This is a genomic window from Xanthomonas sp. CFBP 8445, assembly GCF_025666235.1.
In the GTDB taxonomy this organism is placed as follows: Bacteria; Pseudomonadota; Gammaproteobacteria; order Xanthomonadales; family Xanthomonadaceae; genus Xanthomonas_A; species Xanthomonas_A indica.
Genome location: NZ_CP102594.1, coordinates 3,164,581 through 3,190,684, shown reverse-complemented (window position 1 = coordinate 3,190,684; position 26,104 = coordinate 3,164,581). Strand labels below are relative to the sequence as shown.

General features: G+C 70.0%; 20 protein-coding genes and 1 tRNA gene. 13 read left to right on the top strand and 8 right to left on the bottom strand.

What is annotated here, in order from left to right; all coding sequences use genetic code 11:
- Positions 1-34: 34 nt before the first annotated feature.
- From rbfA to pnp, 4 genes are all read left to right on the top strand, one after another.
- Positions 35-448: a 30S ribosome-binding factor RbfA gene (gene rbfA / locus NUG21_RS13545; protein WP_019796602.1), complete on the top strand. Its 414-nt coding sequence runs from the start codon at positions 35-37 to the stop codon at positions 446-448.
- 200 nt (positions 449-648) lie between these two features.
- Positions 649-1,575, top strand: coding sequence for a tRNA pseudouridine(55) synthase TruB (truB, locus tag NUG21_RS13540; RefSeq protein ID WP_263391143.1), 927 nt, complete (start codon positions 649-651; stop codon positions 1,573-1,575).
- Between the two features lie 203 nt (positions 1,576-1,778).
- Positions 1,779-2,039, top strand: coding sequence for a 30S ribosomal protein S15 (gene rpsO, locus NUG21_RS13535; protein ID WP_019797620.1), 261 nt, complete (start codon positions 1,779-1,781; stop codon positions 2,037-2,039).
- A 164-nt stretch (positions 2,040-2,203) separates the two neighbouring features.
- Positions 2,204-4,312: a polyribonucleotide nucleotidyltransferase gene (gene pnp, locus NUG21_RS13530; protein WP_242081273.1), complete on the top strand. Its 2,109-nt coding sequence runs from the start codon at positions 2,204-2,206 to the stop codon at positions 4,310-4,312.
- 363 nt (positions 4,313-4,675) lie between these two features.
- Here pnp and NUG21_RS13525 read toward each other — a convergent pair whose 3' ends face one another.
- Both NUG21_RS13525 and NUG21_RS13520 read right to left on the bottom strand, forming a co-directional pair.
- A complete protein-coding gene (locus tag NUG21_RS13525) occupies positions 4,676-6,019 on the bottom strand; it encodes a sensor domain-containing phosphodiesterase (protein ID WP_263391142.1) in 1,344 nt (447 codons plus the stop codon).
- A gap of 102 nt (positions 6,020-6,121) precedes the next feature.
- Positions 6,122-6,448 carry a DUF3175 domain-containing protein gene (locus NUG21_RS13520; protein WP_019797593.1) on the bottom strand — a complete coding sequence of 109 codons (327 nt, stop codon included), beginning with the start codon at positions 6,446-6,448 and terminating at the stop codon, positions 6,122-6,124.
- Positions 6,449-6,984: 536 nt separating this feature from the next.
- Between NUG21_RS13520 and NUG21_RS13515 the strand changes: the two genes are divergently transcribed.
- From NUG21_RS13515 to NUG21_RS13495, 5 genes are all read left to right on the top strand, one after another.
- Positions 6,985-11,328: a DEAD/DEAH box helicase gene (locus NUG21_RS13515; RefSeq protein WP_263391141.1), complete on the top strand. Its 4,344-nt coding sequence runs from the start codon at positions 6,985-6,987 to the stop codon at positions 11,326-11,328.
- 432 nt (positions 11,329-11,760) lie between these two features.
- Entirely contained in the window at positions 11,761-13,425 is a 1,665-nt protein-coding gene (locus tag NUG21_RS13510) for a methyl-accepting chemotaxis protein (RefSeq protein ID WP_160947085.1), read from the top strand.
- Positions 13,426-13,508: 83 nt separating this feature from the next.
- Complete coding sequence (locus NUG21_RS13505; RefSeq protein WP_263391140.1) at positions 13,509-15,191, top strand: methyl-accepting chemotaxis protein; 1,683 nt, start codon at positions 13,509-13,511, stop codon at positions 15,189-15,191.
- 11 nt (positions 15,192-15,202) lie between these two features.
- Positions 15,203-15,724, top strand: coding sequence for a chemotaxis protein CheW (locus NUG21_RS13500; RefSeq protein ID WP_242081269.1), 522 nt, complete (start codon positions 15,203-15,205; stop codon positions 15,722-15,724).
- Positions 15,725-15,808: 84 nt separating this feature from the next.
- On the top strand, positions 15,809-15,991 hold the full coding sequence (locus tag NUG21_RS13495; RefSeq protein ID WP_160947082.1) for a hypothetical protein: 183 nt from the start codon (positions 15,809-15,811) through the stop codon (positions 15,989-15,991).
- 225 nt (positions 15,992-16,216) lie between these two features.
- On the opposite strand, the gene NUG21_RS13490 is transcribed toward NUG21_RS13495, so the two are convergent.
- Positions 16,217-16,292 (bottom strand) — tRNA-Ala (locus NUG21_RS13490).
- A 234-nt stretch (positions 16,293-16,526) separates the two neighbouring features.
- On the opposite strand from NUG21_RS13490, the gene NUG21_RS13485 reads away from it, so the two are divergent.
- Positions 16,527-16,934 carry an H-NS histone family protein gene (locus NUG21_RS13485; protein ID WP_019796325.1) on the top strand — a complete coding sequence of 136 codons (408 nt, stop codon included), beginning with the start codon at positions 16,527-16,529 and terminating at the stop codon, positions 16,932-16,934.
- A 103-nt stretch (positions 16,935-17,037) separates the two neighbouring features.
- On the opposite strand, the gene rnd is transcribed toward NUG21_RS13485, so the two are convergent.
- Positions 17,038-18,123 carry a ribonuclease D gene (gene rnd, locus NUG21_RS13480; protein WP_160947081.1) on the bottom strand — a complete coding sequence of 362 codons (1,086 nt, stop codon included), beginning with the start codon at positions 18,121-18,123 and terminating at the stop codon, positions 17,038-17,040.
- 152 nt (positions 18,124-18,275) lie between these two features.
- Here rnd and NUG21_RS13475 point away from each other — a divergent pair, with 152 nt between their 5' ends.
- The 3 genes from NUG21_RS13475 to NUG21_RS13465 all read left to right on the top strand — a co-directional run bounded on the left by NUG21_RS13475 (position 18,276) and on the right by NUG21_RS13465 (position 21,670).
- Positions 18,276-20,129: a formylglycine-generating enzyme family protein gene (locus tag NUG21_RS13475; protein ID WP_263393085.1), complete on the top strand. Its 1,854-nt coding sequence runs from the start codon at positions 18,276-18,278 to the stop codon at positions 20,127-20,129.
- Between the two features lie 56 nt (positions 20,130-20,185).
- Positions 20,186-21,097, top strand: coding sequence for a M48 family metallopeptidase (locus NUG21_RS13470; RefSeq protein ID WP_242156735.1), 912 nt, complete (start codon positions 20,186-20,188; stop codon positions 21,095-21,097).
- A 114-nt stretch (positions 21,098-21,211) separates the two neighbouring features.
- Entirely contained in the window at positions 21,212-21,670 is a 459-nt protein-coding gene (locus NUG21_RS13465) for a DUF6491 family protein (RefSeq protein ID WP_263391139.1), read from the top strand.
- A gap of 300 nt (positions 21,671-21,970) precedes the next feature.
- Here the strand turns inward: NUG21_RS13465 and NUG21_RS13460 are convergent, their stop codons facing one another.
- The 4 genes from NUG21_RS13460 to NUG21_RS13445 all read right to left on the bottom strand — a co-directional run bounded on the left by NUG21_RS13460 (position 21,971) and on the right by NUG21_RS13445 (position 26,089).
- Positions 21,971-22,249 carry an oxidative damage protection protein gene (locus tag NUG21_RS13460; protein WP_160947078.1) on the bottom strand — a complete coding sequence of 93 codons (279 nt, stop codon included), beginning with the start codon at positions 22,247-22,249 and terminating at the stop codon, positions 21,971-21,973.
- A gap of 41 nt (positions 22,250-22,290) precedes the next feature.
- Entirely contained in the window at positions 22,291-23,352 is a 1,062-nt protein-coding gene (gene mutY, locus NUG21_RS13455) for an A/G-specific adenine glycosylase (RefSeq protein WP_263391138.1), read from the bottom strand.
- A gap of 212 nt (positions 23,353-23,564) precedes the next feature.
- Positions 23,565-24,935: a signal recognition particle-docking protein FtsY gene (gene ftsY, locus NUG21_RS13450; RefSeq protein ID WP_263391137.1), complete on the bottom strand. Its 1,371-nt coding sequence runs from the start codon at positions 24,933-24,935 to the stop codon at positions 23,565-23,567.
- A 446-nt stretch (positions 24,936-25,381) separates the two neighbouring features.
- On the bottom strand, positions 25,382-26,089 hold the full coding sequence (locus NUG21_RS13445; protein ID WP_029562152.1) for an AraC family transcriptional regulator: 708 nt from the start codon (positions 26,087-26,089) through the stop codon (positions 25,382-25,384).
- Positions 26,090-26,104: the final 15 nt, after the last annotated feature.

The window sequence follows — 26,104 nt, the reverse complement described above, 5'->3', positions numbered from 1 at the left end:
CGACCCCGTCTTTCCAAAAGAGAGAGCTTCAGTCATGCCCACCAAATCCTTCCACCGTACCGATCGCGTGTCCGCGCAGATCCGTCGCGACCTCGGCACGATCGTGCATGCGGCCGTGCGCGATCACGGCTTGCCGTCGGTGAGCGTGTCCGACGTCGAAGTCACCCGCGACATGGCCCATGCCAAGGTGTTCGTCACCGCGCTGATGCCGGAACGTTCGGTCGAGGCGGTCAAGGGCCTGCGCGAGCTTGCGCCGCAGCTGCGCAGCGAACTGGCGCGGGCGATGAAGCTGCGCCACGTGCCCGAACTGCATTTCCACTACGACGATTCGGTCGATCGCGGCGAGCGCATCGACAACCTGCTGCGCGACATTCCGGAACTGCAGCAGAAGCAGGACGACGACGGCCATGCCGCCGACGACGCCGAAACGGCGCCGCGCAAGGACTGAGTCCGCTGCCGACGCCGCGGCGTCGGCTCCCAGTGTTTGAGTGCGGGCGCCGAAGGCGAGCGCCCGTTTCGCAGTCGCGATCGCGGCGCTCTTTCATCCGCCTGGCGTCACGCTGTTCCATGCGTGCCGTTCGCCCGCGCCATGCCGGGGTCGGATCCGCCAATCCCGAATCCCCAATCCCGAATCCCCGCCCTCACCCCATGCCCGTCTTCGGCCCGCGTCTGCCCCGTATCGTCTTCCGTCGCCTCGACGGCATCGTGCTGCTCGACAAGCCGATCGGCATGAGTTCCAACGCGGCGCTGCAGGCGGCGCGGCGGCTGTTCCGTGCCGAGAAGGGCGGCCACACCGGCAGCCTGGATCCGCTCGCCACCGGGCTGCTGCCGCTGTGCTTCGGCGAGGCGACCAAGCTGGCCGGGCTGTTGCTCGGGTCGGCCAAGGCCTATGAGGCGGAGGTGGTGCTAGGGGTCACCACCGACAGCGACGATGCCGAGGGCGCGGTGCTGCGGACCCGGCCGGTGCCGCCGCTGGACGCGGCGACGCTGGAGGCGGCGCTGGCGCCGCTGCGCGGGCGCATCCGCCAGCGCGCGCCGATCTACTCCGCGCTCAAGCAGGGCGGGGAGCCGCTGTACGTCAAGGCGCGCCGCGGCGAGGCGATCGAGGCGCCGGAGCGCGAGGTCGAGGTGCATGCGATCGACGTGCTCGCCCACGCCGGCGACCGCCTGCGCCTGCATGTGGCCTGCGGGTCCGGCACCTACATCCGCAGCCTGGCCCGCGACCTGGGCGAGGCGCTGGGCTGCGGCGCGCACATCGCCGCGCTGCGACGGCTGTGGGTGGAGCCGTTCCGCACGCCGCAGATGGTGACCCTGGAGCATCTTCAGCAACTGGCCGCGCAGGATCCGGCGGCGTTGGAGGCGCTGGTGCTGCCGCTGGCCGCCGGCCTGGCCGATTTCCCGCCGGTGCGGCTGGAGCATGCTGCGGCGCAGCGTTTCCGCATGGGCCAGCGCCTGCGCGATCCGGCCTGGGCGCCCGGCCTGGCCGCGGTGTTCGACGCCGACGGGGTGCCGCTGGGCCTGGGCCAGGTCGATGGCAGCGGGCTGCTGGCGCCGCAGCGCATGTTCAATCCGTGACCGCAACGGCAGGCGCATCGGCCGCCACCTGACTGTCGTTCAGTCATGACGCTGTCTTAACGCCTTGTTCCTCCGGGCCAGGGCCGGTACAATTTCGCGGCCTTTCCGGCACGCTGCGCTTCGGCGCAATCCTTCGCAATCGGCGAGCCAGGCGGTGCGTCCTTCGCACGTTCCTGCCGGCCCCGCATCTCAGAGAAAACCTCATGTCCATCGACACCCAGAAAGTCATCGAAGAAAACAAGCGCGGCGCTGCCGACACCGGTTCGCCGGAAGTGCAGGTCGCCCTGCTGACCGCCCGCATCGAGCAGCTGACCGGCCACTTCAAGACCCACAAGAAGGACCACCACAGCCGCCGCGGCCTGCTGCAGATGGTCAACCGCCGCCGCAGCCTGCTCGACTACCTGAAGAAGAAGGATGGCGAGCGTTACAAGGCGCTGATCGAGAAGCTCGGCCTGCGTCGCTGAGGCAACGAACCCCACCGCGGCGCAGCGATGCGCCGCGGTTTTGTTTTGGGTAGTACCGTGGCCCGGGGATCGCTCCGCGCCACCGGCCGGATCCTCCCGGCCACCCGCCAGCGGCATGGGCCGTCAGCGGTCCATTTGCAGACAGCATCATCCAAGGAAACCCCGTGGCAAAAATCACCAAAACCTTCCAGTACGGCAAGCACACCGTCACCCTCGAAACCGGCGAGATCGCCCGCCAGGCCGGCGGTGCCGTCATCGTCAAGATGGACGACACCGTACTGCTGGTCACCGCCGTCGCCGCCAAGAGCGCGCGCGAAGGTCAGGACTTCTTCCCGCTGACGGTCGACTATCAGGAGAAGTTCTACGCCGGCGGCCGCATCCCCGGCGGCTTCTTCAAGCGCGAGGGCCGTGCGACCGAGAAGGAGACGCTGATTTCGCGTCTGATCGACCGTCCGATCCGTCCGCTGTTCCCGGAGGATTACAAGAACGAAGTGCAGATCATCGCCACGGTGATGTCGATGAACCCGGACATCGACGGCGACATCGCCGCGCTGATCGGCGCCTCGGCCGCGCTGTCGCTGGCCGGCACCCCGTTCAAGGGCCCGATCGGCGCCGCCAAGGTCGGCTACAAGAACGGCGAGTACATCCTCAACCCGACCGTGTCGGATCTGAAGGAATCGCAGCTGGAGCTGGTCGTCGCCGGTACCGCCAACGCCGTGCTGATGGTCGAGTCCGAAGCCGCGCTGCTGTCCGAAGAAGTGATGCTGGGTGCGGTCACCTTCGGCCACCGCGAGATGCAGAAGGTCATCAACGCGATCAACGAGCTGACCGTCGAAGCCGGCACCAAGCCGTCCGAGTGGGTCGCCCCGGCCAAGAACGAGGCCATGATCGCGGCGCTGAAGGAAGCCGTCGGCGATCAGCTGGCCGCCGCCTTCCAGGTGCGCGACAAGCTGCAGCGCCGCGACGCCATCGCCGCGATCAAGAAGGACGTGCTGGCGCAGCTGGCGCCGCGCGCCACCGCCGAGAACTGGGTCGCCGCCGACCTGGCCAAGGAGTTCGGCGAGCTGGAATACCAGACCATGCGCGGTTCGGTGCTGAGCACCAAGGTGCGCATCGACGGCCGTGCGCTGGACACCGTGCGCCCGATCAGCGTGAAGGCCGGCGTGCTGCCGCGCACCCACGGCTCGGCGCTGTTCACGCGCGGCGAGACCCAGGCGATCGTGGTCACCACCCTGGGCACCGCCCGCGACGGCCAGGTGATCGACGCGGTCTCCGGCGAGTACAAGGAAAACTTCCTGTTCCACTACAACTTCCCCCCGTACTCGGTGGGTGAGTGCGGCCGCTTCGGCGCGCCCAAGCGTCGCGAGATCGGCCACGGCCGCCTCGCCAAGCGCGGCGTGCTGGCGGTGATGCCGACCATGGAAGAGTTCCCGTACACCATCCGCGTGGTGTCGGAAATCACCGAATCCAACGGTTCCTCGTCGATGGCCTCGGTGTGCGGCAGCTCGCTGGCGCTGATGGACGCCGGCGTGCCGGTGAAGGCGCCGGTGGCCGGTATCGCCATGGGCCTGGTGAAGGAAGGCAACGACTTCGTGGTGCTGTCGGACATCCTGGGCGATGAAGATCACCTGGGCGACATGGACTTCAAGGTCGCCGGTACCGCCGAGGGCGTGTCCGCGCTGCAGATGGACATCAAGATCGAAGGCATCACCGAGGAAATCATGAAGCAGGCCCTGGCCCAGGCCAAGGCCGGCCGCCTGCACATCCTCGGCGAGATGGCCAGCGCGCTGACCAGCCCGCGTGCGGAGTTGAGCGACTACGCGCCGCGCCTGCTGACCATCAAGATCCACCCGGACAAGATCCGCGAAGTGATCGGCAAGGGCGGTTCGACCATCCAGGCGATCACCAAGGAAACCGGCACCCAGATCGACATCCAGGACGACGGCACCATCGTCATCGCCTCGGTCAACGCGATCGCGGCGCAGGCCGCCAAGTCGCGCATCGAGCAGATCACCTCGGACGTCGAGCCGGGCCGCATCTACGAAGGCAAGGTCGCCAAGATCATGGACTTCGGCGCGTTCGTGACCATCCTGCCGGGCAAGGACGGCCTGGTGCACGTCTCGCAGATCTCCAGCGAGCGCGTGGAGAAGGTCGGCGACAAGCTGAAGGAAGGCGACGTGGTCAAGGTCAAGGTGCTGGAAGTCGACAAGCAGGGCCGCATCCGCCTGTCGATGAAGGCCGTCGAGGAAGGCGAGGGCGTGTCGGCCGAATAAGCCGCACCCGCCCACTGCCGTTCCAGGAAAAAGCGGGCTTCGGCCCGCTTTTTTCTTGCCTGGCGTTTGCGCCAGCGCGACGGGGCGTCAACGGTGACGCCCCGTCGCGGCTGAGGCCGCCCTGCACAGGATGATGGAGCGCCTGACCCGCGGCTCAGCCGAGGCCGTTGGCGATCGCTGGAGAGCGTCTGCAGATGCGCTGACAGCGGCCCAGGGTCGGCGAGGGTGGGTGTCGCGCCCGTAGCGTACGCTTTCGTAGGAGCGGCTTCAGCCGCGACCAGGCCGGCATGGCGATCTATTGGGAATGCCTGGGGTGGGATGACCCCGAACCGAGGACCAGCGCCGCGCGTGCGGTGGAAGTCCTCAGCCGATGCCGTCGCCGATCGCCGGATAACGCGCCAGGTGCGCCGACAGCGGCCCGGGATGGGCGAGCTGGTAGCCCTGACCGTAGCGCGCGCCCAGCGCCTGTAGCGTCGCCAGTTCGCTCTCGGTCTCGATGCCTTCGACCACCACGTCCGCATTGGTTTCCGCGGCGAAGGACAGGATCGCCATCGCCAGCCGCTGCCGGCGCGGTTCGGCGTCGATGCCGCGGGTCAGGGTCAGGTCCAGCTTGATGATGTCCGGCGCCAGGTGCAGCAGGTGGCGCAGACTGGCGAAGCCGGTGCCGGCATCGTCCAGGGCGATGCGCAGGCCCTGCCGCTGCAGCAGGCCGATGTGTTCGGACAGGCGCGGATAGTCCGGTGCCTGCAGTTGCTCGGTGATCTCCAGCACGATCCGCGACAGGTCGTGGCCGTGCAGCAGCGCCTGCAGTTGCGGATGCAGCAGGGTCTGTGCGGACACGTTGATCGCCAGGTAGACCGGTGTCGGCAACTGCGCCAGCAGGTCCAGCGCCTTGCGCGCGGCAGCCAGTTCCAGCTCCAGCGCCAGCCCGACCCGGCTCGCATCGTCGAACCAGCGCAGCGGCGGCAGCGCCGGATTGGCCGGGAAGCGCGACAGCGCTTCCACGCCGACGATGCGCTGCGATGCCAACGCCAGCACCGGCTGGGTCACGATCTGCAGGCGCCCACCGGCGATGGTTTCGCGGATGCGGGTGGCGATCGCCGCCTTCTCGCGGAACGCGTGTTTCTCCACGTCCTGGCGGCGTGCGATGTCGGTCTGCAGCGCGGCGCGGTCCATCGCCAGCGCCAGCGTCGCCCCGACCAGGGTCGCCAGCAGTTCCAGCGTGCGCACGTCCTGCGCGCTGTAGGCATCGGGTTGCGGCGCCAGCACCTTGAGCACGCCGATGCTGCGGTCGCCATAGCGCAGCGGCACCACCAGCATCGAGCGCAGGCCGATGCGCCGGCAGGCCGCGCGGTCGACGCGTGGGTCGATTTCCGAATCGTCGCAGCGCAACACCTGGCCGCTGCGCATGCACAGGCCGGACAGGCTGCCGTTGCTGGGCAGGCGCAGGCCGAGGTGGCGTTCGGCGACGCCGCTGGCCGACCAGTACAGCATGTCCTTGCCGTCGCACATCTCCACCACGGCGCCGTTGGAGCGGGTCAGCTCCTGCGCGCGGCGGGTGACCACGTCGACCACCTGCAGCGGATCGCCGCCAGCCGCGGCGATCTCGCCCTGCGCCAGGATGATGCGCGACAGCAGCGCCGCGTCGTCTTGCGTCGCGGCGGCAGCGTGCTGGATGAGGTCCGAGATGTCGGATGCCTTGGCCATGTCCGCATCATGTGGCAATGCGTCGGAGGACGGCAATCGGGCGAGATGCACCAGGCTCAGGCAGCGTGCGGAACTGATCGCTCCATCACGCTGCGTGGCCGCTTACGCTCTGTCGCCGGCGTCGCCCTTGCGCGGTTTGCCGTACAGGCTGCGCAACTCGTCCTTGGCCTGCTCCAGGATCTGTCGGCGTTGCGCCGGCAACTGATCGCCGGCGCGATTGATGTAGAAGGTCAGCATCGACATGGCCGAACGATACGGACCGGTGCGGCGGCGTGCGTGCAGGTCGGCCGATTGCTTGAGCGCGCGTGCGATCGCGGCAGGGTCGTTGCCTTCGAACACGTTCGGCGCGACACCGAGCGACTGCGGCGCGTCGCTGCTGCGGCGCTGGCTCAGGTCGTTGCTGGAGAGGTATGGGCTGCTCTGTGCCATTGGTGATGCTCCTTGGCGATGGCGGATGGAGAGGTGCAACGCATGCGCAGTCCGGCAATGCAGGACCCGATGGCGGATGCCGCCGCCATCGCTGCCGCTCGCCACGAGGCGGCGGCAGTTCGACATCGAAGAGAGACGGGAGGCGGAAGGCGAGGCGAACGCGTGCCGCCGCAACCGCGTGCGCGGGTGGTGGAGCGTCCCGCGCGCGTGATGGGCGATAGCAGTGTTCGCTTGTGTTGCCGTGCCGCATTCCGTCCCCGGAAACGAAGCTTGCGCGTCTGCGCAAACGCTAGGCCGAGATACGTGATGCCGTCGACAACATAACCGCGCTCTGCGGAGCGAGTGGTAGACATTATGTCGTTCGATGAATGCTTAATGGAAAACCCCCTAAAAACAGCACTCGCATGCGAATGCGCTTGATTGCCTAGATAACGTCACCATTTTCATTAGCGAGGCGATGACGCGAGACAGTCGCGTGGACAATGCGCAAAACGTGGCATCGCTGCGCGCCGCACCTCGGCGGTACAGGAGATCGCATGTCGTTGGCGCACACGCGCTTTCATCCCGCCGTTGCACGCTGGTTCGAACAGCGTTTCGCTGCGCCCACGCCGGCGCAGGCAGCGGCGTGGCCGGCGATCCAGGCCGGACGGCACACGTTGGTCGCCGCGCCGACCGGCTCCGGCAAGACCCTCACCGCGTTCCTCGCCGCGCTGGATGCGCTGGTGCGTGAAGGCCTGCGCGACGGCGGCCTGCAGGACCGCACCCAGGTGCTGTACGTGTCGCCACTGAAAGCGCTTTCAAACGATATCCAGCTCAATCTCGAGGCGCCGCTGCAGGGCATCCGCGCCGAGTTGGCGGCACTGGGCCTGCCGGATGTGCAGATCCGCACCGCGGTGCGCACCGGCGATACGCCGCAGCGCGAGCGCGCGCAGGCGCGGCGGCGTCCGCCGCACGTGCTGGTGACCACGCCGGAGTCGCTGTACGTGCTGCTCGGCTCGGTGTCCGGGCGCGAGACGCTGCGCCATGTGCGCACGGTGATCGTCGACGAGATCCATGCGCTGGCGGCCAACAAGCGCGGCAGCCATCTGGCGCTGTCGCTGCAGCGCCTGCAGCATCTGTGCGGAGTGCCGCCGCTGCGCATCGGCCTGTCGGCGACGCAGAAGCCGATCGATGCGGTCGCGCGCTTTCTGGTGGGCAGCGCGGCGGTGCACGACGGCGAGGCGGACTGCGCCATCGTCGACATCGGCTATGCGCGCGCCCGCGACCTGGCGCTGGAGGTGCCGCCGACGCCGCTCAGCGTGACGATGTCCGCCGATCAGTGGCAGCAGGTGTATACGCGCCTGGCCGAACTGGTGCGCTCGCACCGCACCACCCTGGTGTTCGTCAACACCCGGCGCATGGCCGAGCGCACCGCCCGGCATCTCGGCGAACTGCTCGGCGCGCAGGCGGTGGCGGCGCATCACGGCAGTCTGGCGCGCGAGACCCGGTTGCTCGCCGAGCGCCGGCTCAAGGCCGGCGAACTGCAGGTGCTGGTGGCGACCGCGTCGCTGGAACTGGGCCTGGATATTGGCGACGTCGACCTGGTCTGCCAGCTCGGCTCGCCGCGGTCGATCGCCGTATTCCTGCAGCGCGCCGGCCGCTCCGGGCATGCGGTGGGCGGCACGCCGAAGGCGCGGCTGTTCCCGCAGTCGCGCGACGACCTGGTCGAGTGCGCGGCCTTGCTGGATTGCGTGCGCCGCGGCGAACTGGATGCGCTGCGCATGCTCGATGCGCCGCTGGACGTGCTCGCCCAGCAGCTCGTCGCCGAGGTGGCCTGCCAGGAGTGGGACGAAGACGCGCTGTATGCGCTGGTGCGTGGCGCCTGGCCGTATGCGGCGTTGCCGCGCGCACAGTTCGACGCGGTGCTGCGCATGCTCAGCGAAGGCTTCAGCACGCGGCTGGGGCCGCGCGCCGGCTACCTGCATCGCGATGCGGTGCATCGCCGCGTACGCCAGCGCCGCGGCGCGCGGATGGCGGCGCTCACCTCCGGCGGCACCATCCCCGAGACCGGCGACTACAGCGTGGTGCTGGAGCCGCAGGCGCAGACCATCGGCACGGTCAACGAGGATTTCGCGGTGGAAAGCCTGGGCGGCGACGTGTTCCAGCTCGGCAACGCCAGCTACCGCATCCTGCGCGTGGAAGCCGGGCGGGTGCGGGTGGAGGACGCGCGCGGTGCGCCGCCCAACATCCCGTTCTGGATCGGCGAAGCGCCGGGGCGCAGCGACGCGCTGTCGCTGGGCGTGTCACGGCTGCGGGCGGAGGTCGAGCAGGCGCTGGCGCAGGGCGGGGCGGCGCAGGCGCTGCAGTGGTTGTGCGGGCCGCTGGCGCTGGATGCGGCCGCCGCGCAGCAGATCGTCGACTATCTGGGCCGCGCGCATGCGGCGCTGGGCGTCTTGCCGACCCAGCAGTGCATCGTGCTGGAACGCTTCTTCGACGCCACCGGCGGCACCCAGTTGGTGATCCACAGCGTCTACGGCAGCCGCATCAACCGTGCCTGGGGCCTGGCCCTGCGCAAGCGCTTCTGCCGCACCTTCAATTTCGAGCTGCAGGCGGCGGCGACCGAGGATGCGATCGTGCTGTCGCTGTCGACCCGGCACAGCTTCGCCCTGGACGAGGTGGCGCGCTACCTGCGCGCCGCCTCGGCGCTGGACGTGCTGGTACAGGCGTTGCTGGACGCGCCGCTGTTCGGCGTGCGCTGGCGCTGGAACGCCACCAACGCGCTGGCGTTGCCGCGCTTCACCGGCGGGCGCAAGGTCGCGCCGCAATTGCAGCGGATGAAGTCCGAGGATCTGCTGGCCACGGTGTTTCCCGACCAGGTGGCGTGCGCGGAGAATCTTGTCGGCGAGCGCGAGATTCCCGAGCACCCGCTGGTGGCGCAGACCCTGCGCGACTGCCTGGACGAGGCGATGGACAGCGCCGGCTGGCTGCAACTGCTGCGCCATCTCGAGGCCGGCGACGTGCGCGTACTGGCGCGCGAACTGACCGCGCCGTCGCCGCTGGCGGCCGAGGCGCTGGATGCGCGGCCGTATGCCTTTCTCGACGACGCCCCGCTGGAGGAACGGCGGACCCAGGCGGTGCACAGCCGTCGCTACCAGGATCCGGACAACGCCGACGATCTCGGCCAGTTGGATCCGCAGGCGATCGCCGCGGTGCGCGAGGAGGCCTGGCCGCAGCCGCGCAGCCGCGACGAGATGCACGAGGCGCTGCTCACGCTCGGCGCGGTGAGCGCGGACGAGGTCGCCGCACAGCCGCAGTGGCGGCAGTGGTTGGGTGAACTGGCGGAAGACGCGCGGGCCACCTGCCTGCGTGGCGTCGACGGCGCCGCGGCGGCGTTGTGGGTGGCGGCCGAGGCGCTGGCGGCGGTGGCGCCGCTGTATCCGCAGGCCGGCGCGCAACCGGTCATCGCCGTACCCGATGGCTACGCGGTCGCCGACTGGGAGCGCGACAGCGCGTTGCGCGAACTGCTGCGCTGGCGCCTGGCCGGGCTGGGGCCGGTCACCGCCGAGGCGCTGGCGGCGCCGCTGCACCTGCCGCTGCGCGAAGTGCAGGCCGGGTTGCTGGCGCTGCAGCAGGACGGCTATGTGCTGGGCGGGCGGTTCAGCGCCGACGCCACTGCCGAGGAATGGTGCGAGCGGCATCTGCTGGCGCGCATCCACCGCTACACCCTCGGCAGCCTGCGCCGCGAGATCGAGCCGGTGGCGCCGCGCGACTACGCGCGCTTCCTGTTCCGTTGGCAGCATCTGGATGCGCAGGGTCAGGTGGAGGGCGCCGAGGCGCTGGGCGCGGTGCTGTCGCAACTGGAGGGCGTGGAGGCGGCGGCGCCGCTGTGGGAGGCGGAACTGCTGCCGGCACGGGTGCGCGACTACCGCCCGGCATGGCTGGACGAGGCCTGCAGCGCCGGGCGTACGCTGTGGACGCGATTGCGCCCCGGCGCCGGCGGCGCCGCGCCGACGCTGCGCAGCACGCCGATCCTGCTGCTGCCGCGGCGCAGCGCCGGACAGTGGTCGCGGCTGTCGCCAGCGCCGGAAGCCGGCGCGCTGGGGTCGCGCGCGCGCAAGGTGGCCGACCATCTCGAGGCGCACGGCGCCTCGTTCTTCGACGAGATCGCCGAGGCCACGCGCCTGCTGTCCACCGAGCTGGAGGCGGCACTGGCCGAACTGGTCGCTGCCGGCCGGGTCCATTGCGACAGCTATGCCGGCTTGCGCGCCTTGCTGGTGCCGGCATCGAAGCGGCCCTCGGCGCTGTCGCGGCGGCGGCCGCGCATGGCGCTGTACGGCGGCATCCAGGATGCCGGGCGCTGGGCGGTGCTGCGCGCCGGTGCCGAGGCCGACGACCCGGCCGCGCGCAGCGAGGCGGTCGAGCACGTCGCGCGCACCCTGCTGCGCCGCTACGGCGTGGTCTGCTGGCGCCTGCTCGAGCGCGAGGCGGCGTGGCTGCCGCCGTGGCGCGAGCTGCTGCGGGTCTACCAGCGCCTGGAGGCGCGTGGCGAGATCCGCGGTGGGCGCTTCATCGACGGCCTGTCCGGCGAACAGTTCGCCCTGCCGGAGGCGATCGGCCTGCTGCGGCAGGTGCGCCGCCAGCCCGGCGACGGCAGCTGGGTGTGCGTGGCCGCCGCCGATCCGGCCAATCTGCTCGGCAGCGTGTTGCCCGGCGCGCGCGTGCCGCGGGTGGCGGGCGCGCGCGTGCTGTACCGGGATGGCGTGCCGATGGCGAGTTGGGTCGGCGAGCGCTTCGAACCGCTGCAGGACATGGAGGCCGAGGAGCATGCGCACGCGCAGCGGCTGTTGCGCGGTGGCAGTGCGTCGGAACGGCGAACGGTCGTGGCGCTGCCGATGGTGTGAAGGCGCTGCGCCCCGCGCGGCCGCGCATCGCGATGCGGGTATATCGGCGCTGCTTTCACATTCTGTCTACAAATTAAAGGGGTTGGTATCCCACTTTGGCCTCGGTGCAAAACCGGGGGAATCTGCCATTGCAGAACAAGTGCGGCATCGGCGACGAGCGGGCCTCGTGTTCTCTTTTCTGTGTCGAGTGCCGTGGCGCAAGGATCGTTGCGCATTCACGAATGTCGCGAAAACACCTGCGTTATGCGGGATTCCGCAGTTTTCACGCGATTTAAAGGCGTCCTCAATTGCGCCGATAGCCCTCACGCATGACGTTGCAGCGCAGCGTTCCCCTCGCGACCTGGCGAGCGGGACTGCTCCGCGAGGCGCCGCGGAACGCAGCCGGATGCATCGCCCGGCGCATGCGGACACACACAAATCGGGGTACACACCATGTTGGGCAATATGAAAATCGGGGTCAGGTTGACGGCGGCGTTCCTGATCGTGGCGGCGATCGGCGCCTGCATCGGCTGGGTCGGCATCCGCAACTCGGGCCGCATCAACGACTACGCCACGGTGCTGTACGAACGCGAGTTGCTCGGCCTGTCGCACCTGAAAGAGGCCAACATCAACCTGATCAACGCCGGCCGTTCGCGCGCCAACCTGCAGTTGGCCAGCACGGCGGAAGACCGTGCCAAGCACGTCGCCAGCCTCGACAAGTACACCACCAAGGTGGTCGAGCACATGGACAAGGCCAGGGCCTCGTTCGACGACCCGGACACGCTGGCCAAGCTGGCCCGCTTCGACCAGGTGTGGAAGACCTATCTGGAGCGACGCGGCCAGTTCGTCGACTCGGTGATGCGCGAGCCGCTGCCGGAAGGTAATCCGCAGCTGGCCGCACTGTCCAAGAGCGTGCGCAGCAGCTCCGACGAACTGGATGCGCTGATGTCCGAGCTGAGCGAGATCAAAGAAGCGAATGCGTCCAAGGCCAACGACGCCACCGACGAGATCTACGCCAGCAGCACCCGCACCATGCTCGCCATCGTGATCGGCGGCGTGCTGCTCGGCGTGGGCCTGGGCGTGTTCATTAGTCGCAGCGTGACCCGGCCGATCGGCAAGGCGGTCAGCGTGGCCAATGCGCTGTCCGAGGGCGACCTGAGCATGTCGATCGACGTACGCGGCCGCGACGAGACCGCGCAGTTGCTGTTGGCGATGCAGCGCATGGTCGGCAAGCTGCAGCAGGTGGTCGGCGAGGTCAACGCCAGTGCGCAGAGCCTGGCTGGCGCCTCGGAAGAAGTCAGCGCCACCGCGCAGTCGTTGAGCCAGGCCTCGACCGAGCAGGCCGCCGGCGTGGAGGAGACCAGCGCGTCGCTGGAGCAGATGACCGCGTCCATCGCGCAGAACACCGACAACGCCAAGATCACCGACGGCATGGCCGCGCAGGCGGCCCGCGAGACCCTGGAGGGCGGCGAGGCGGTGGTGGCCACGGTGGCGGCGATGAAGCAGATCGCGCACAAGATCGGCATCATCGACGACATCGCCTACCAGACCAACCTGCTGGCCTTGAACGCGGCGATCGAGGCCGCGCGTGCCGGCGAGCATGGCAAGGGCTTCGCGGTGGTGGCCGCGGAGGTGCGCAAGCTGGCCGAGCGCAGCCAGGTGGCCGCGCAGGAGATCGGCGAGGTCGCCGGTTCCAGCGTGGAACTGGCCGAACGCGCCGGACAACTGCTGGAAACCATCGTGCCCAGCATCAAGAAGACCTCGGACCTGGTGCAGGAGATCACCGCCGCCTCGCAGGAGCAGTCCTCCGGCGTCACCCAGATCAATGCGGCGGTGGTGCAGCTGAGCCAGATCACCCAGCAGAACGCCACCGCCTCCGAAGAGCTGGCGGCCACCGCCGAATCGATGAGCACGCAGGCCGTGCAGTTGCAGGAGAGCATGGCCTTCTTCCAGCTGTCCGCCGCCACGCGCCGCGCCACGCACGTGCTGGACGAAAGCGAGGCGGCGCCGCTGCGTGCGGCCGGCGCGCGCTGGTCGGCGCGCGCGCCATCTGCGGCCGCGCGCCGCCCAGGCGCAGGCAATCGCGACCGCAGTGAAGCGCTGCTGGGCCACGCCTGATCCATTTCCCTGGCGGCGCGTGTCGCGCCGCCAGTTCCGTGTCGCCGTCGTTGTCACAACTGCCCCATCGTCGGGAGAGTGCCGTGCTGAAGAATCTCAAAATCGCAACCAAACTCTACGGCGGTTTCGCCGTGGTCCTGTGCATCCTGCTGGCCCTGGCCGGCGTGGCCTACTTCAACGTGTCCGCGTTGTCGCAGGCCAATTACTGGAATACCCACACCTACAAGGTGATCGCCGAAGTCGATGCCGCGCTCAGCAGCCTGATCAACATCGAGACCGGTACGCGCGGCTTCTCGCTGACGGGCGAGGACGCCTTCCTGCAGCCTTACCGCGACGGCGTCGCCAGCTTCGACAGCCACCTGCGCACGGCGCAGGAACTGACCGCGGACAATCCCAAGCAGCAGGAGCGCCTGAACGCGCTGAAGCAGACCCAGGCGCAATGGCTCAGCCAGGCGGTGCATCCGCAGATCGCGCTGCGCAAGAACGTCAACGGGGGCCAGGCGACGATGGAAGCGCTAGCCGCCTCGGTACGCGCCTCCAAGGGCAAGGCCTACATGGATGCGATGCGCGACCGCATGGCCGAAGTGCGCCGCGCCGAGAGCGACTTGCTGGCGGTGCGCGCCGCCGAGGCCGAGCAGCTGCAGCAGCGCACCAACCTCACCCTGATCGTCGGCAGCCTGGTCGCGGCGCTGTGCGCGTCGGTGATCGGGTTCCTGATCGCGCGTTCGCTGATGAGCGAACTCGGCGGCGAGCCGAGCACGGTGATGGAAGTCGCTTCGCGGATCGCGCGTGGCGATCTCACCGTGCAGGTGCCGACCCGTCCCAACGACAGCACCAGCGCGATGGTGGCGCTGCAGGCGATGGTCGAGCGGCTGGCGGAGGTGGTGGGCGAGGTCAACGCCAGCGCGCAGTCGCTGGCCGGTTCGTCCGAGGAAGTCAGCGCCACCGCGCAGTCGCTGAGCCAGGCCGCCACCGAACAGGCCTCCGGCGTGGAGGAGACCAGCGCCTCGCTGGAGCAGATGACCGCGTCCATCGCGCAGAACACCGACAACGCCAAGGTCACCGAAGGCATGTCGGCGCAGGCGGCCAAGGAAGCGGTGGAGGGCGGCGAAGCGGTACTGGCTTCGACCCACGCGATGAAGCAGATCGCACAGAAGATCGGCATCATCGACGACATCGCCTACCAGACCAACCTGTTGGCGCTGAATGCGGCGATCGAGGCCGCGCGTGCCGGCGAGCACGGCAAGGGCTTCGCCGTGGTGGCGGCGGAAGTGCGCAAGCTGGCCGAGCGCAGCCAGGTGGCGGCGCAGGAGATCGGCGAGGTCGCCGCCAGCAGCGTCGGCCTGGCCGATCGCGCCGGCAACCTGCTCGGCACCATCGTGCCCAGCATCAAGAAGACCTCGGATCTGGTGCAGGAGATCGCATCGGCCTCGCAGGAGCAGTCCTCCGGCGTCACCCAGATCAACCTGGCGGTGGCCCAGCTCAGCCAGGCCACGCAGCAGAACGCGGCGGCCTCCGAGCAACTGGCGGCCACCGCCGAGCAGATGAGCACCCAGGCCGAATCGCTGCAACAGGCGATGGGCTTCTTCCGCCTCAACCGCGAACAGGAACTGGGCGCGCCACGCCGCGCCGCACCGGTGGCGCCGAGGCCGGCGGCCACGCGGCCCGTGCGCAGCGCCGGCAAGGGCCTGCGCCCGCGGGCACGCCAGGTTCCGGCCTACGCGCTGGCGGATGCGCCGGACGAAGGCCAGTTCGTCAACTTTTGAAGGGGAAGATCATGCACAACGATCGCTACGAGACCGCGGCCGGAGACACACCGCATAGCGGCTGGCAGTTCCTGACCTTCCAGCTGGATCGCGAACTGTTCGGGCTCAACATCGCCGGCATCCACGAGATCATCGAGTACCGCGCGCCCACCCCGGTGCCGACCATGCCGGCCTGCGTGCGCGGGGTGATCAACCTGCGCGGTGCGGTGGTGCCGGTGGTGGACCTGCAGTCGCGGCTCGGCCGCGCGCCCAGCCAGGTCACCCGGCGCAGCTGCATCGTCATCGCCACCGCCGCCACCGACGAGGGCGGCGGCGCGCAGTCCTTCGGCCTGCTGGTGGACGCGGTCAACGAGGTGCTGGAACTGCCGCCGCAACAGATCGAGGCGCCGCCGGCCTTCGGCAGCGATATCCGCCGCGACCTGCTGCAAGGCATGGGCAAGCTGGAGGATCGGCTGGTGATCCTGCTGGACCGCGCGCGGCTGCTGCGCAGCGACGACATCGCCGAGGCCGGCGCGCCGGCGCTGGCGGCGTGACGCCCGGCACGCCGTGATCGGTGCATCACGGCGGTCTCGCTAGGGTGGCAGCGGAGGGGCATCCGCCCCAGCGAGGTGCAGACCATGGCAAAAGACGAGACCACCCAGTCCGGCAAGCAGCAGGGCATCCACGAGGGCCAGCAGGACCGTGCCCAGGACGACACCGCCAAGCAGCGGCCCGGCCTGGAGGACCAGAAGCTGCGCGAGGCGCACGAGCGCGGCCCGCGCTCCGGCCAGGACCAGGCCGCGCAGGACGACAACGGCTGATCGGGCAAGCGGCGGGGGCGCGCAGCGCGTCGGCATCCCGCCGCTTTGCTTTAGTGAGAAGGCCGAGGGCCCGGGGCGCGCCATCGCCGGTCGCGCCTCGCATGAAGGATCGGCGTGAGCGAGCGCGGTCAGCGCCAGGATCGGCAGACAGCCAATAACGGCCAACAAAAAGGCCAGAGAGCCTGGTGGCTGTCTGGCCTTGTTGCACCGTCGAAGACGGAAAGATGGTGGAGCGGAAGGGGATCGAACCCTCGACCTTCGCATTGCGAACGCGACGCTCTCCCAGCTGAGCTACCGCCCCACATCAGACGCGTAGTGTAACTGGGCATGGGGCCGCATGCCAAGGGGGCAATGCAACATCCGCGGCGCCGGGGCGGGGGCCGCTCGGGACCCGCGCAAACGCACTCAGCATGCTGTCTACAGCGCGCGCATGGAGTGGATATACTCGGCGGCCGAAATCTCCCGCGGTGATTTCGTTCCGGACGAAATAATGCCGTCCGCTCCACACCTTTTACTAAAGACGGGTCTTTTACACATGACGGAAGTTCGCAACTTGCAACAGATCGCCGAAGCCAAGGCCAAGCTGCAGGAAGAAATGCGCAAGCTGGAAGAGCAGGAGCGGCAGGCGCGCGAGGGCGAAACCAATGCGGCGCATGCCAACGTGCTGTCGCTGCTGGAACAGTTCGCCGAGTTCTTCAGCGCCAAGCAGCGCAACGAGATCGCCGCCTACGTGACCAGCGCGGCGTCCAAGCCGGCCAGCAGCAAGTCCGCCGCCGGCGGCCGCAGCGAGGTCAAGCCGAAGTACCAGTTGCCGCATACCGGCGAAACCTGGTCCGGCCGCGGCCGCACGCCGAAGGCGTTCGCCGCCTGGGAAGGCACCGCCGCCTACAACGAATGGAAGGCGCGCCATCCGGATCTGAAGTTCCCGCTCTTCAAGTATTGAGCTGACGAAAAAAGGCCAGGATCTCCTGGCCTTTTTTTATGCCCGATGCGCCGGGCGACGTGGCACGTGATGGCGCGATCGCGGCCGGGCTCGGCCGCACCGCTCAACGCGTGCCGGCCAGCAGCGGCTGCAGCCGCGGTTCCAGTTCGCGCCGGCGCCAGCCCGCCAATGGCTGTGGCCATTGCGCGCTTTCCAGCAGCGCTTCCAGGTGCTTGCGCGAGGCCAGCAGGCCGTCGGGCAGGCCGAGTTCGGCGCTGCGTGCGGCCACCGCGTCCTGCAGCCGCTTCAGCGCCGCCTTGTTGTCGTCGCTGGCGGCCAGCGCCTGCGGCGCGTCGGCCTCGTCGGCCAGCGGCGTGGTCAGCGCCTGCCACAGCGCATCGCTGAGCTTGCGCGGCGCCTTGGGGTGCTTGTCGAACAGGGCCAGCATGGCCGGCGGGTCCTGCGGCGGGAACCGCGCCAGGGTGGCGGCCAGTTCGTTGTCCAGGATCCAGCTGCGCGGCTTGTCGCTGTGCCGGGCCTGCGCGTCGCGCCAGCGCAACAGGCGCAGCAGGCGCAGTTGCGCGGGGCGGTCCATGAATTGCGCCGCGCGCATACCCAGGTGCGGCCAGCGTTCGCCGTCGTCGTGCTCAACGGTGCCGAGCAGGCGTTCACCGTCCTCGTGCAGCCAGTCGCTGCGCTCCAGGGTCTGCAAGCGCGCCTGCAGCGCGTCGTGCAGCGCGAACAGATGACGCACGTCGTCGGCGGCGTACTCCAGTTGCGCCGGCGACAGCGGGCGGCGCAGCCAGTCCGAGCGGGTTTCGCCCTTGGCCAGGTGCACGCCGGTGATTTCCAGCACCAGCTTCTGGTAGCCCATGCCGGCGCCCAGACCGGCCAGGCCGGCGGCGATCTGGGTGTCGAACAGTGGCCGCGGCAGGGTGCCGCAGGCGCACTTGAAGGCGACCAGGTCTTCGCTGGCGCTGTGCATGATCTTGAGGATGCCCGGGTCGCTCAGCCACGGCGCCAGCGCCTGCGGCATGCCCGGGATCAGCGGGTCGATCAGCAGGATTTCGTCGCCTACCGCCATCTGCACCAGCGCCAGTTGCGGCCAGTAAGTCCGCTCGCGGACGAATTCGGTATCCAGGCCGATGCGGGCCGGCCGCTGCGCCAGCCGTTCGCTCAGCTCGGCGGGTTGCTTGATCCAATAAGGCACGTGATTTCCGTTGACTGCAGGGTTTGCTCAGGCAGGCGAGAATAGCCTAACGTCGCTCCGCCGGCCGCACGGCGCGCCGGGCGGGACGGCGTCGCCCTAGGGCCATGTTCGGAGGAAAGGTGCGCAGCAGCGGCGTTGTGATGGTCTGGAGCATGCTTGCGGCGGCGCTGGTCGGCTGTGCGCGGCAGCCGCCGGCGCCGGCCGCCGATCCCGCGCCTGCGCGCGCCGCGGCGGCCGCGCCGGCGCGGTCGCCGCCGGCCCGGCCGGTGCAGGCGCCCAGCGTGACCATCGGCGGCGAGGACGCGGCCGAGACCGTGGCGCACTGGCAGCCGCCGTTGCCGACCTTGACCCGCAGCGGCCTGCCGCAGGCACGGCGCGAGGCGGCGCGCGCGCTGGCCGAGGATCGCCTGTTCGAGGACGCGCAGTCGGCGATTCCGCTGTACCTGGCGATCCGCAGCCTGGCACCCAACGATCGCATCGCCCAGGACGGCCTGCGCAAGGCGCGGCGGCGTCTGCTGCAGCTCGGCGCGCAGGCGCTGCGCGACCCGGATCTTTCCGAGCGCACGCTCGAACAGGCTGCGCGCATCGCGATGGTGGCGTTGTGGCTGGATGCCGAGGACCCGGGGGTGCGGCGCCTGCAGCAGCGGGTGGAGACCGCCTCGCGGGTGCTGGCTTACAACCGCGCCGGCGAGGACGACCTGCGTGGTGGCCGCCTGGGCGAGGACGGCAACGGCGCCCTGGCCAGTTTCCGCGAGGCGCTGCTGCTGGATGCCGACGATGCGCGCGCGCGGCAGGGCGTGGCGGCGGTGGAGAGCGCGCTGATCCGCCGCGCCGAGGCGGCTGCGGCGGCCTCGGATTTCGCCGCCGCCGGCAGCTGGCTGGCGCGCGCGGCGCGGGTGCGCGAGGACGCGGCCACGGTGCGCGACGCGCGCGTGCGCGTGGAGCAGGTGCGGGTGGCGCGCATCGCCGCCTTGCGCGATGCCGGCCTGCGCGATCTGGCCACGCCGGCCGGATTGAAGTCGGCGCGCGAACGCCTGGGCGACGTGCTGCGCATCGCCGATCCCGGCGATCCGGTGGCGGCGATGCTGCGCGAACGCATCGACCTGGCAACGCACTATGGCAGTTTCCGCCCCGGCCAGGTGTTCACCGACGGCATGCGCGACGGCGGGCGCGGCCCGCAGATGATCGTGGTGCCGCATGGCGGCTTCCGCATGGGCGCGGCCGAGAGCGAACCCGGCGCCTCGCCGGCGGAGATGCCGCAGCACTACGTGCGCTTCGACCGCGGCTTCGCGATGTCGATCACCGAGGTCACCGTGGCCGAGTTCCGCCGCTTCGTGGAGGCCACCAATGCGCGTCCGCGCGCCACCCGGCGCGGCCATTCCACCGTCTACGACGAGCGCAGCGGCAACTTCGTGCGCCGCAACGGCGTGGACTGGCAGTCCGATTACCAGGGCGCGCGCGCGGCGCCCAACAGCCCGGTGATGCACGTCAGCGTGCGCGACGCCGAAGCCTATGCGGCCTGGCTGTCGCAGCAGACCGGGCGGCACTACCGGCTGCCCAGCGAGGCCGAGTTCGAATATGCCCTGCGCGCCGGCAGCCGCGGCCGCTACCCCTGGGGCAACGCCGGCACGCCGCCGCGCGGCAGCGGCAACTTCACCGGCGGCGGCGACGTCTCGCCCAGCGGCCGGCACTGGCGCAACGCCTTCGTCGGCTACACCGACGGATTCTGGGGTCCGGCCCCGGTCGCCAGTTTTTCCGCCAACGCCTGGGGCCTGCACGACATGGCCGGCAACCTCAGCGAGTGGGTTGCCGACTGCTGGCATGCCAGCTACCGCCGCGCGCCGGCCGATGGCGCGGCCTGGTACAACCCGGGCTGCCGTTCGCGGGTGGTGCGCGGCGGCAACTGGGCCAATGCGCCCGAGCAGACCCGCGCGGCCTGGCGGCTGATGCAGGATTCGGACAGCACCAGCGCCCGCATCGGGTTCCGCCTGGTGCGCGGCATTTGACGCGGCCTGGTCGGCGCCGGTTCTACATTGCGTCACCAATCAGCGAGGGGAGCGGGATGAACGAGGTCTTCGGCCGCCAGGGCGGCGAACCGGGCGGCGGCCGCCGTGGGCCGCTGGGCGGGGTGCGCTGGCTGGTGCTGCTCGGCTTCGCGGTCTATGCCGGGTACTACTGGTTCTCCAACCGCAGCGAGGATCCGTATACCGGCGAGCAGGTGCTGATCGACCGCTCGTTGAACGTGGAGGACGAAAAGGCGCTGGGCCTGCAGGCCTACCGCGAGATCCTGGCGCAGGAACGGCCGCTGGACCCGCAGGCGCCGCAGGCGCAGCAGGTGCGCGCGATCGCGCAGCGGCTGATCGCCAAGGTCGACGTGGTCGAGGACGCGCTGGCCGCCGAACACGGCATGCAGGCGCGCCACGACGCGCGCAGCTTCGACTGGGACGTCAACGTGATTCCGTCCGAGCAGGCCAACGCGTTCTGCCTGCCCGGCGGCAAGATGGCGGTCTACACCGGCCTGTTCCCGGTCGCCGGCAATGCCGACGCGATGGCGGTGGTGATGGGCCACGAGATCGCGCATGCGCTGCTGCGGCATGGCGCGCAGCGCATGGCCCAGCAGAAGCTGACCCAGATCGGGCAGATGGCCGGCGCCGCCGGCGGCCTGGATCCGCAACAGCAGCAGATGGCGATGGCGGCGATGGGCTACGGCTACCTGCTGCCGTACGCGCGCAGCCACGAGACCCAGGCCGACGAGGTGGGCCTGATGCTGGCCGCCGCGGCCTGTTTCGACCCGCGCGAAGCGGTGCCGCTGTGGCAGCGGATGAGCGCCAGCAGCGGCGGCCAGGCGCCGCCGGAGTTCGCCTCCACCCATCCCAATCCGGGCACCCGCATCCAGAACCTGCAGGCACTGATGCCGAAGGCGCTGGAGTATCGGCAACGCTTCTGCGAATCGGCGCGCGGCACCGCGCAGTGACGGTGCGCGCCTGCCGGCGCGTGACTGCCTTGTCGCTGAACGCCGCGCGCGGCTCCACGCGCGCGTGCACGGCGGCGGGCGCATGATGCGCTCCACACCATCAGGAGCATTGCCATGAAACGCCTGCTGCTGTCTTCTCTCCTCGCCACCGCGGTGCTGGCCGGCTGCGCCACCAATCGGCTCAGCGACGACGAGCGCCTGACCCTGTACCGGGCCCACGCCGGCGCGCCGGTGCGCGACTTCCAGTACTTCAACCAGCTCAGCGGCTGGACCGCGCTCGGCGACAGCGCGCTGGCGGTGTGGACGCGTCCGAACCAGGCCTACCTGCTGGAATTCGCCGGCCCCTGCCAGGACCTGGATTTCGCCCCCAGCATCGCCATCACCCATTTCGGCAGCCAGGTCTCGGCGAAGTTCGACGACGTGCTGGTGCTCGGCGGCGGCCCCGGCGCGATTCGCCTGCCGTGCCGCATCGACAGCATCCGGCCGCTCGACGTCAAGGCGCTGCGCAACTCGGAGAAGGAATTGCGCGAGGCCAAGGTGCAGGAGCGGGCGCAGCAGGTGCCTGGGGGCTGATGCAGTGCCGGGATTTGGGATTCGGGATTCGGGAGGCGGCGGCTGGGCGAGTGCGATGTTGCACCGCCTCTCCCTGACGTTACAGGGTGTAGCCGTTTGCGTTAGGTGCGCTGCAATCCAGCGTGCGGGAATCCCTAATAGCCCAGTGCGCACGCGTAGGAGCGGCTTCAGCCGCGACGGCTTTCCACGGGAAGCCTCGTCGCGGCTGAAGCCGCTCCTACGCGATGGCGTGATGCGTGACGAAGCGCGTGATTGGCGGTGTCCACGCGACGGTGCGTGCGCGTGACGCCGCGGCGCCGCTCAGGGCGCCTGGTCGGGCGCCACGTAGCCTTCGGGCTTGTCGGCACCGCCCTGGAACAGGAACTTCTCCAGTTCGGTTTCCAGGAACGCGCGGTGCTTGGGGTCGCGCGGCGACAACCGGTTCTCGTTGATCAGCATGGTCTGGTGCGCCAGCCACGCCTGCCAGCCGGCCTTGCCGATGTGCGCGAACACGCGCTTGCCGAGCTCGCCGGGATACGGCACGTAATCGAGCCCTTCGGCGTCGCGTTGCTGGTATTGGCAGAAGACGGTGCGGGACATGGCAATTCCTGGCGATGCGCGCGACGCCGCGCGCGTGCGCGCTAGAGGCCGTCGAGCAGTTTGCGGATCGGTGCGGGCAGGCCCAGCGTCGACAGGTCGGCGCGCGCCACCCAGCGCAGGTCGTCATTGTCGCCCAGCGCATCGCCCATGGCGACCTTGCGCAGGCGCAGCGGCTGCAGATGCAGGCGGTAATGGCTGAAGGTGTGCACGATCGGCGGCAAGGCTTCGGCATCTTCGTAGTCGCGCCCGCGCATCCAGCGCGCGTACCAGGCGCGCAGCTCGCTGTCGGTGTCGGCCTGCGGCAAGGTCCACAGCGAGGCCCAGATGCCGGTCGGCGGACGCCGCTGCAGCAGCAACTCGCCGGCCGCGTTCTCCAGCAACAGCGCCAGCGCTTCGCGCTCGGGCAGGGTCTTGCCCGGCTTGGGCGTGGGCAGCGCCTCGACCAGGCCGTCGCGGCGTGCCACGCAGTCGTCCTGCAACGGGCACAGCACGCAGGCCGGGTTGGCGCGGGTGCACAGGGTGGCGCCGAAATCCATCTGCGCCTGGGTGTAGTCGGCCATGCGTCCGTCGGGCACCACGTCCACGTGCGAATGCGCAAGTGCCCACAGCGGCTTTTCCACTGCCGGCAGGCCGGGGTAGCCGGCGATGCCGTGGTAGCGGGTCAGCACGCGTTTGACGTTGCCGTCGAGGATCGGGAAGCGGTCGTTCCAGGCCTGGCTGAGGATCGCGCCGGCGGTGCTGCGGCCGATGCCGGGCAGTGCATGCAGGGCCTCGAAATCGCGCGGCAGCTCGCCGCCGTGCAGTTCCACGCAGCGCTTGGCGGCGGCATGCAGGTTGCGCGCGCGGGCGTAGTAGCCCAGCCCGGCCCATTGCGCCATGACCGCGTCGTTGTCGGCGGCGGCCAGGTCGGGCAGGGTCGGGAAGTGCTGCAGGAAGCGCAGGAAGTAGGGGATGACCACCGCCACCTGGGTCTGCTGCAGCATGATTTCCGACAGCCACACCCGGTACGGACTGCGCGGATGCTGCCAGGGCAGGTCGTGGCGCCCGTGGCGATCGAACCAGGCGAGCAGGCGGGCGGGGAAGGTGTCGGAGGGCTGGCGCATGCTGGCTTCAGTGTCCTTCTCGCCGGAGAAGGAGCGGGAGGGGGCGGATGAGCGGCTCTGCTGTTCCTTCTCCCGCCGGGAGAAGGTGCCCCGCAGGGGCGGATGAGGGTGCGGGCGAAGCCTGGTGCGGTTGGAGTACCGCCAGTGCCGGCCTGGCGGGCTCCGCCGCATCCTCACCCCAACTCCTCTCCCGGAGGAGAGGGGCTTAGGCGTTACGCGCCCAGGGCGTCGGGCAGCAACGCGTCGACGAAGGCCTCGGCATCGAACAGGCGCAGGTCTTCGGGGCGTTCGCCGATGCCGGCGAAGCGGATCGGGATGCCGAACTCGCGGGCCAGGGCGAACACCACGCCACCCTTGGCGGTGCCGTCGAGCTTGGTCACCACCAGGCCGGTGACGCCGACCGCGGCGTGGAACTGGCGCAGCTGCGACAGCGCGTTCTGGCCGGTGGTGCCGTCGATGACCATCAGCACTTCGTGCGGGGCGCTGGGGTCGAGCTTGCCGAGCACGCGGCGGATCTTGCCCAGTTCGTTCATCAGCCCGGTCTGGGTGTGCAGGCGGCCGGCGGTGTCGGCGATCAGCACCTCGGTGCCGCGCGCCTTGCCGGCCTGCAGCGCATCGAACGCCACCGAGGCGGCGTCGGCGTTCTGGCCCTGCGCGATCACGCTCACCCCGTTGCGTTCGCCCCAGGCCTGCAACTGCGCCACCGCTGCGGCGCGGAACGTGTCGCCGGCGGCCAGCATCAGGCTGTGGCCCTCGTCCTTGAAGCGCTTGGCCAGCTTGCCGATGGTGGTGGTCTTGCCGACGCCGTTGACGCCGACGGTCAGCACCACGAAGGGCTTGGCGTTGCGGTCGATCTGCAGCGGCTTGGCCACCGGTTGCAGGATCGCCAGCAGGTCGGCGCGCAGCGCCTGCTGCAGCGCCCTGGCGTCGGCGAACTCGCGCGCCTTCATGCGCTTGCGCAGGCTCTCGATCAGCGCGGTGGTGGCGGGAATGCCGACGTCGGCGGTGATCAGCGCGGTCTCGATCTCGTCGAGCAGGTCGTCGTCGAGCTTGGGATTGCGCGAGAACAGGCTGCCGACGCTGCGCGCGAAGCTGCTGTTGCGCAGGCGCTCGCGCCAGCCGGGCTTGCCCGCCGGGGCGGCAGGCAGCGCGTCGCTGCGCACCAGGTCGGCGTCGGTTGCGGGCACGGACGCGGTGGACGGCGCCGGGGCGGCCGGGGCGGGCGTTGGCGTCGGCACGCTCGGTGCCGGCGCGGCGGCCGGGGCCGGCACATAGGCCTGCGGTGGCGGCGTGGGCGCTGCGGGCGGCAGCGGCGTCGCTTGTGGCTGCGGCACAGCGACCGGGGCCGGCGCCTGCACGGGGTGTTCGGCGACCGGCGCGGGCGTCGGCTCCGCGGGGGCGGCGGGTGCTGGAGCGGCGGCAGGCGCAGCCTCAGCGGCAGGCGGCGCTGAAGGCGCAGGCGCAGCGGGCTCGGCGCTTGCCGGCTTCGGGAAGGCGGCGGCCAGTTCCTCGATGCTGTAGCGCTGCGTGCGGCTCTCGCCGGCGTTGTCCTGGGGCTTGTTGCGGCGGAATAGGCTGACCATGGATGACGCGTGGACCGGAAACGAAGAATGCTACCACTTGCGACCTGAGCGGCCGGTGCAGCGGGGGGCGAGCTGGGATGGTTGGCGGGTTGGACTTCGGGCGTCGCGACTGCGTATGCGTGTATCGCGCTAGGCGCGGTTCCTGGCCCTTTGCGGGATCAGCCGCGACAGGAGGATTCCCGCTGAATCACAGTCGCAGGTTCCAGGTGTGGAATTGCCATGGTTTTTCGACGTGATGGCTCCGCCGGACCCTCACCCCAACCCCCGCTCCGCGCCCCGGCCCGCGCTTGCGGCGCGGGCGCTCAAGGGCACGCGCGCCCGTGGCGCGAAAGCCGTGCCCTTTCGCCCCGGAGGGAGAGGGGCTCTTGTGTCCGTAGCGCCGCGATCTCAACGCCCGCATTCAGCCAAAAACGAATCCCCAATCCCGAATCCCCAATCCCGGCCTTTCACAGCTTGCCCTTCATCGACCGGTAGTCGCGCGGGGTCATGCCGACGGTGGCCTTGAACTGGCGGGCGAAGGCGCTCTGGTCGGCGAAGCCGCACAGTTGGCCGATGCTGGCGATGCTGTCGTCGCCGTGCAGCAGGCGCATTGCCGCTTCGATGCGCATCTTGGTCAGCAACTGCTGCGGGGTCAGCTGGAACACGCGGCGGAAGTGCCGTTCCAGTTGCGCCACCGACAACTCGGCCAGGTCGGCCAGGGTCTGCACGCGCAGGTTGTCGCCGTAGTGCGCCTGCATGTGCTCCATGGCGCGGCTGATGCGCTCGTAGGCGGAGTGGCGGCTGTCCGGCTGGCCCAGGTCGCGGGAGATGCCGACCACGCCGATCACGTCCTCGCCCTCGCACAGCGGGCGCTTGAAGGTCAGGCACCAGCCCGGGGTGCGGTTCGGGAACAGGTGCACTTCCAGCTGGTTCTCGATCACCTCGCCGCACAGCACGCGGCGGTCCTGCATCAGGTAGCTGCCGCCCAGCGGCAGCGGGAACACGTCCGCGGCGGACTTGCCGATCAGGTCGGCGCGGTACTTCTTGCCCAGCCGCCGCACCAGGGTCAGGTTGACGTGGGTGTAGCGGCCGTCGCGGTCCTTCACGAAGAACACCACGTCCGGCAAGGCGTCGAACAGCGTCTGCAGTTCCAGTGCCGAAATGAGAGTGTCCATGGCGTTCACCTGCGG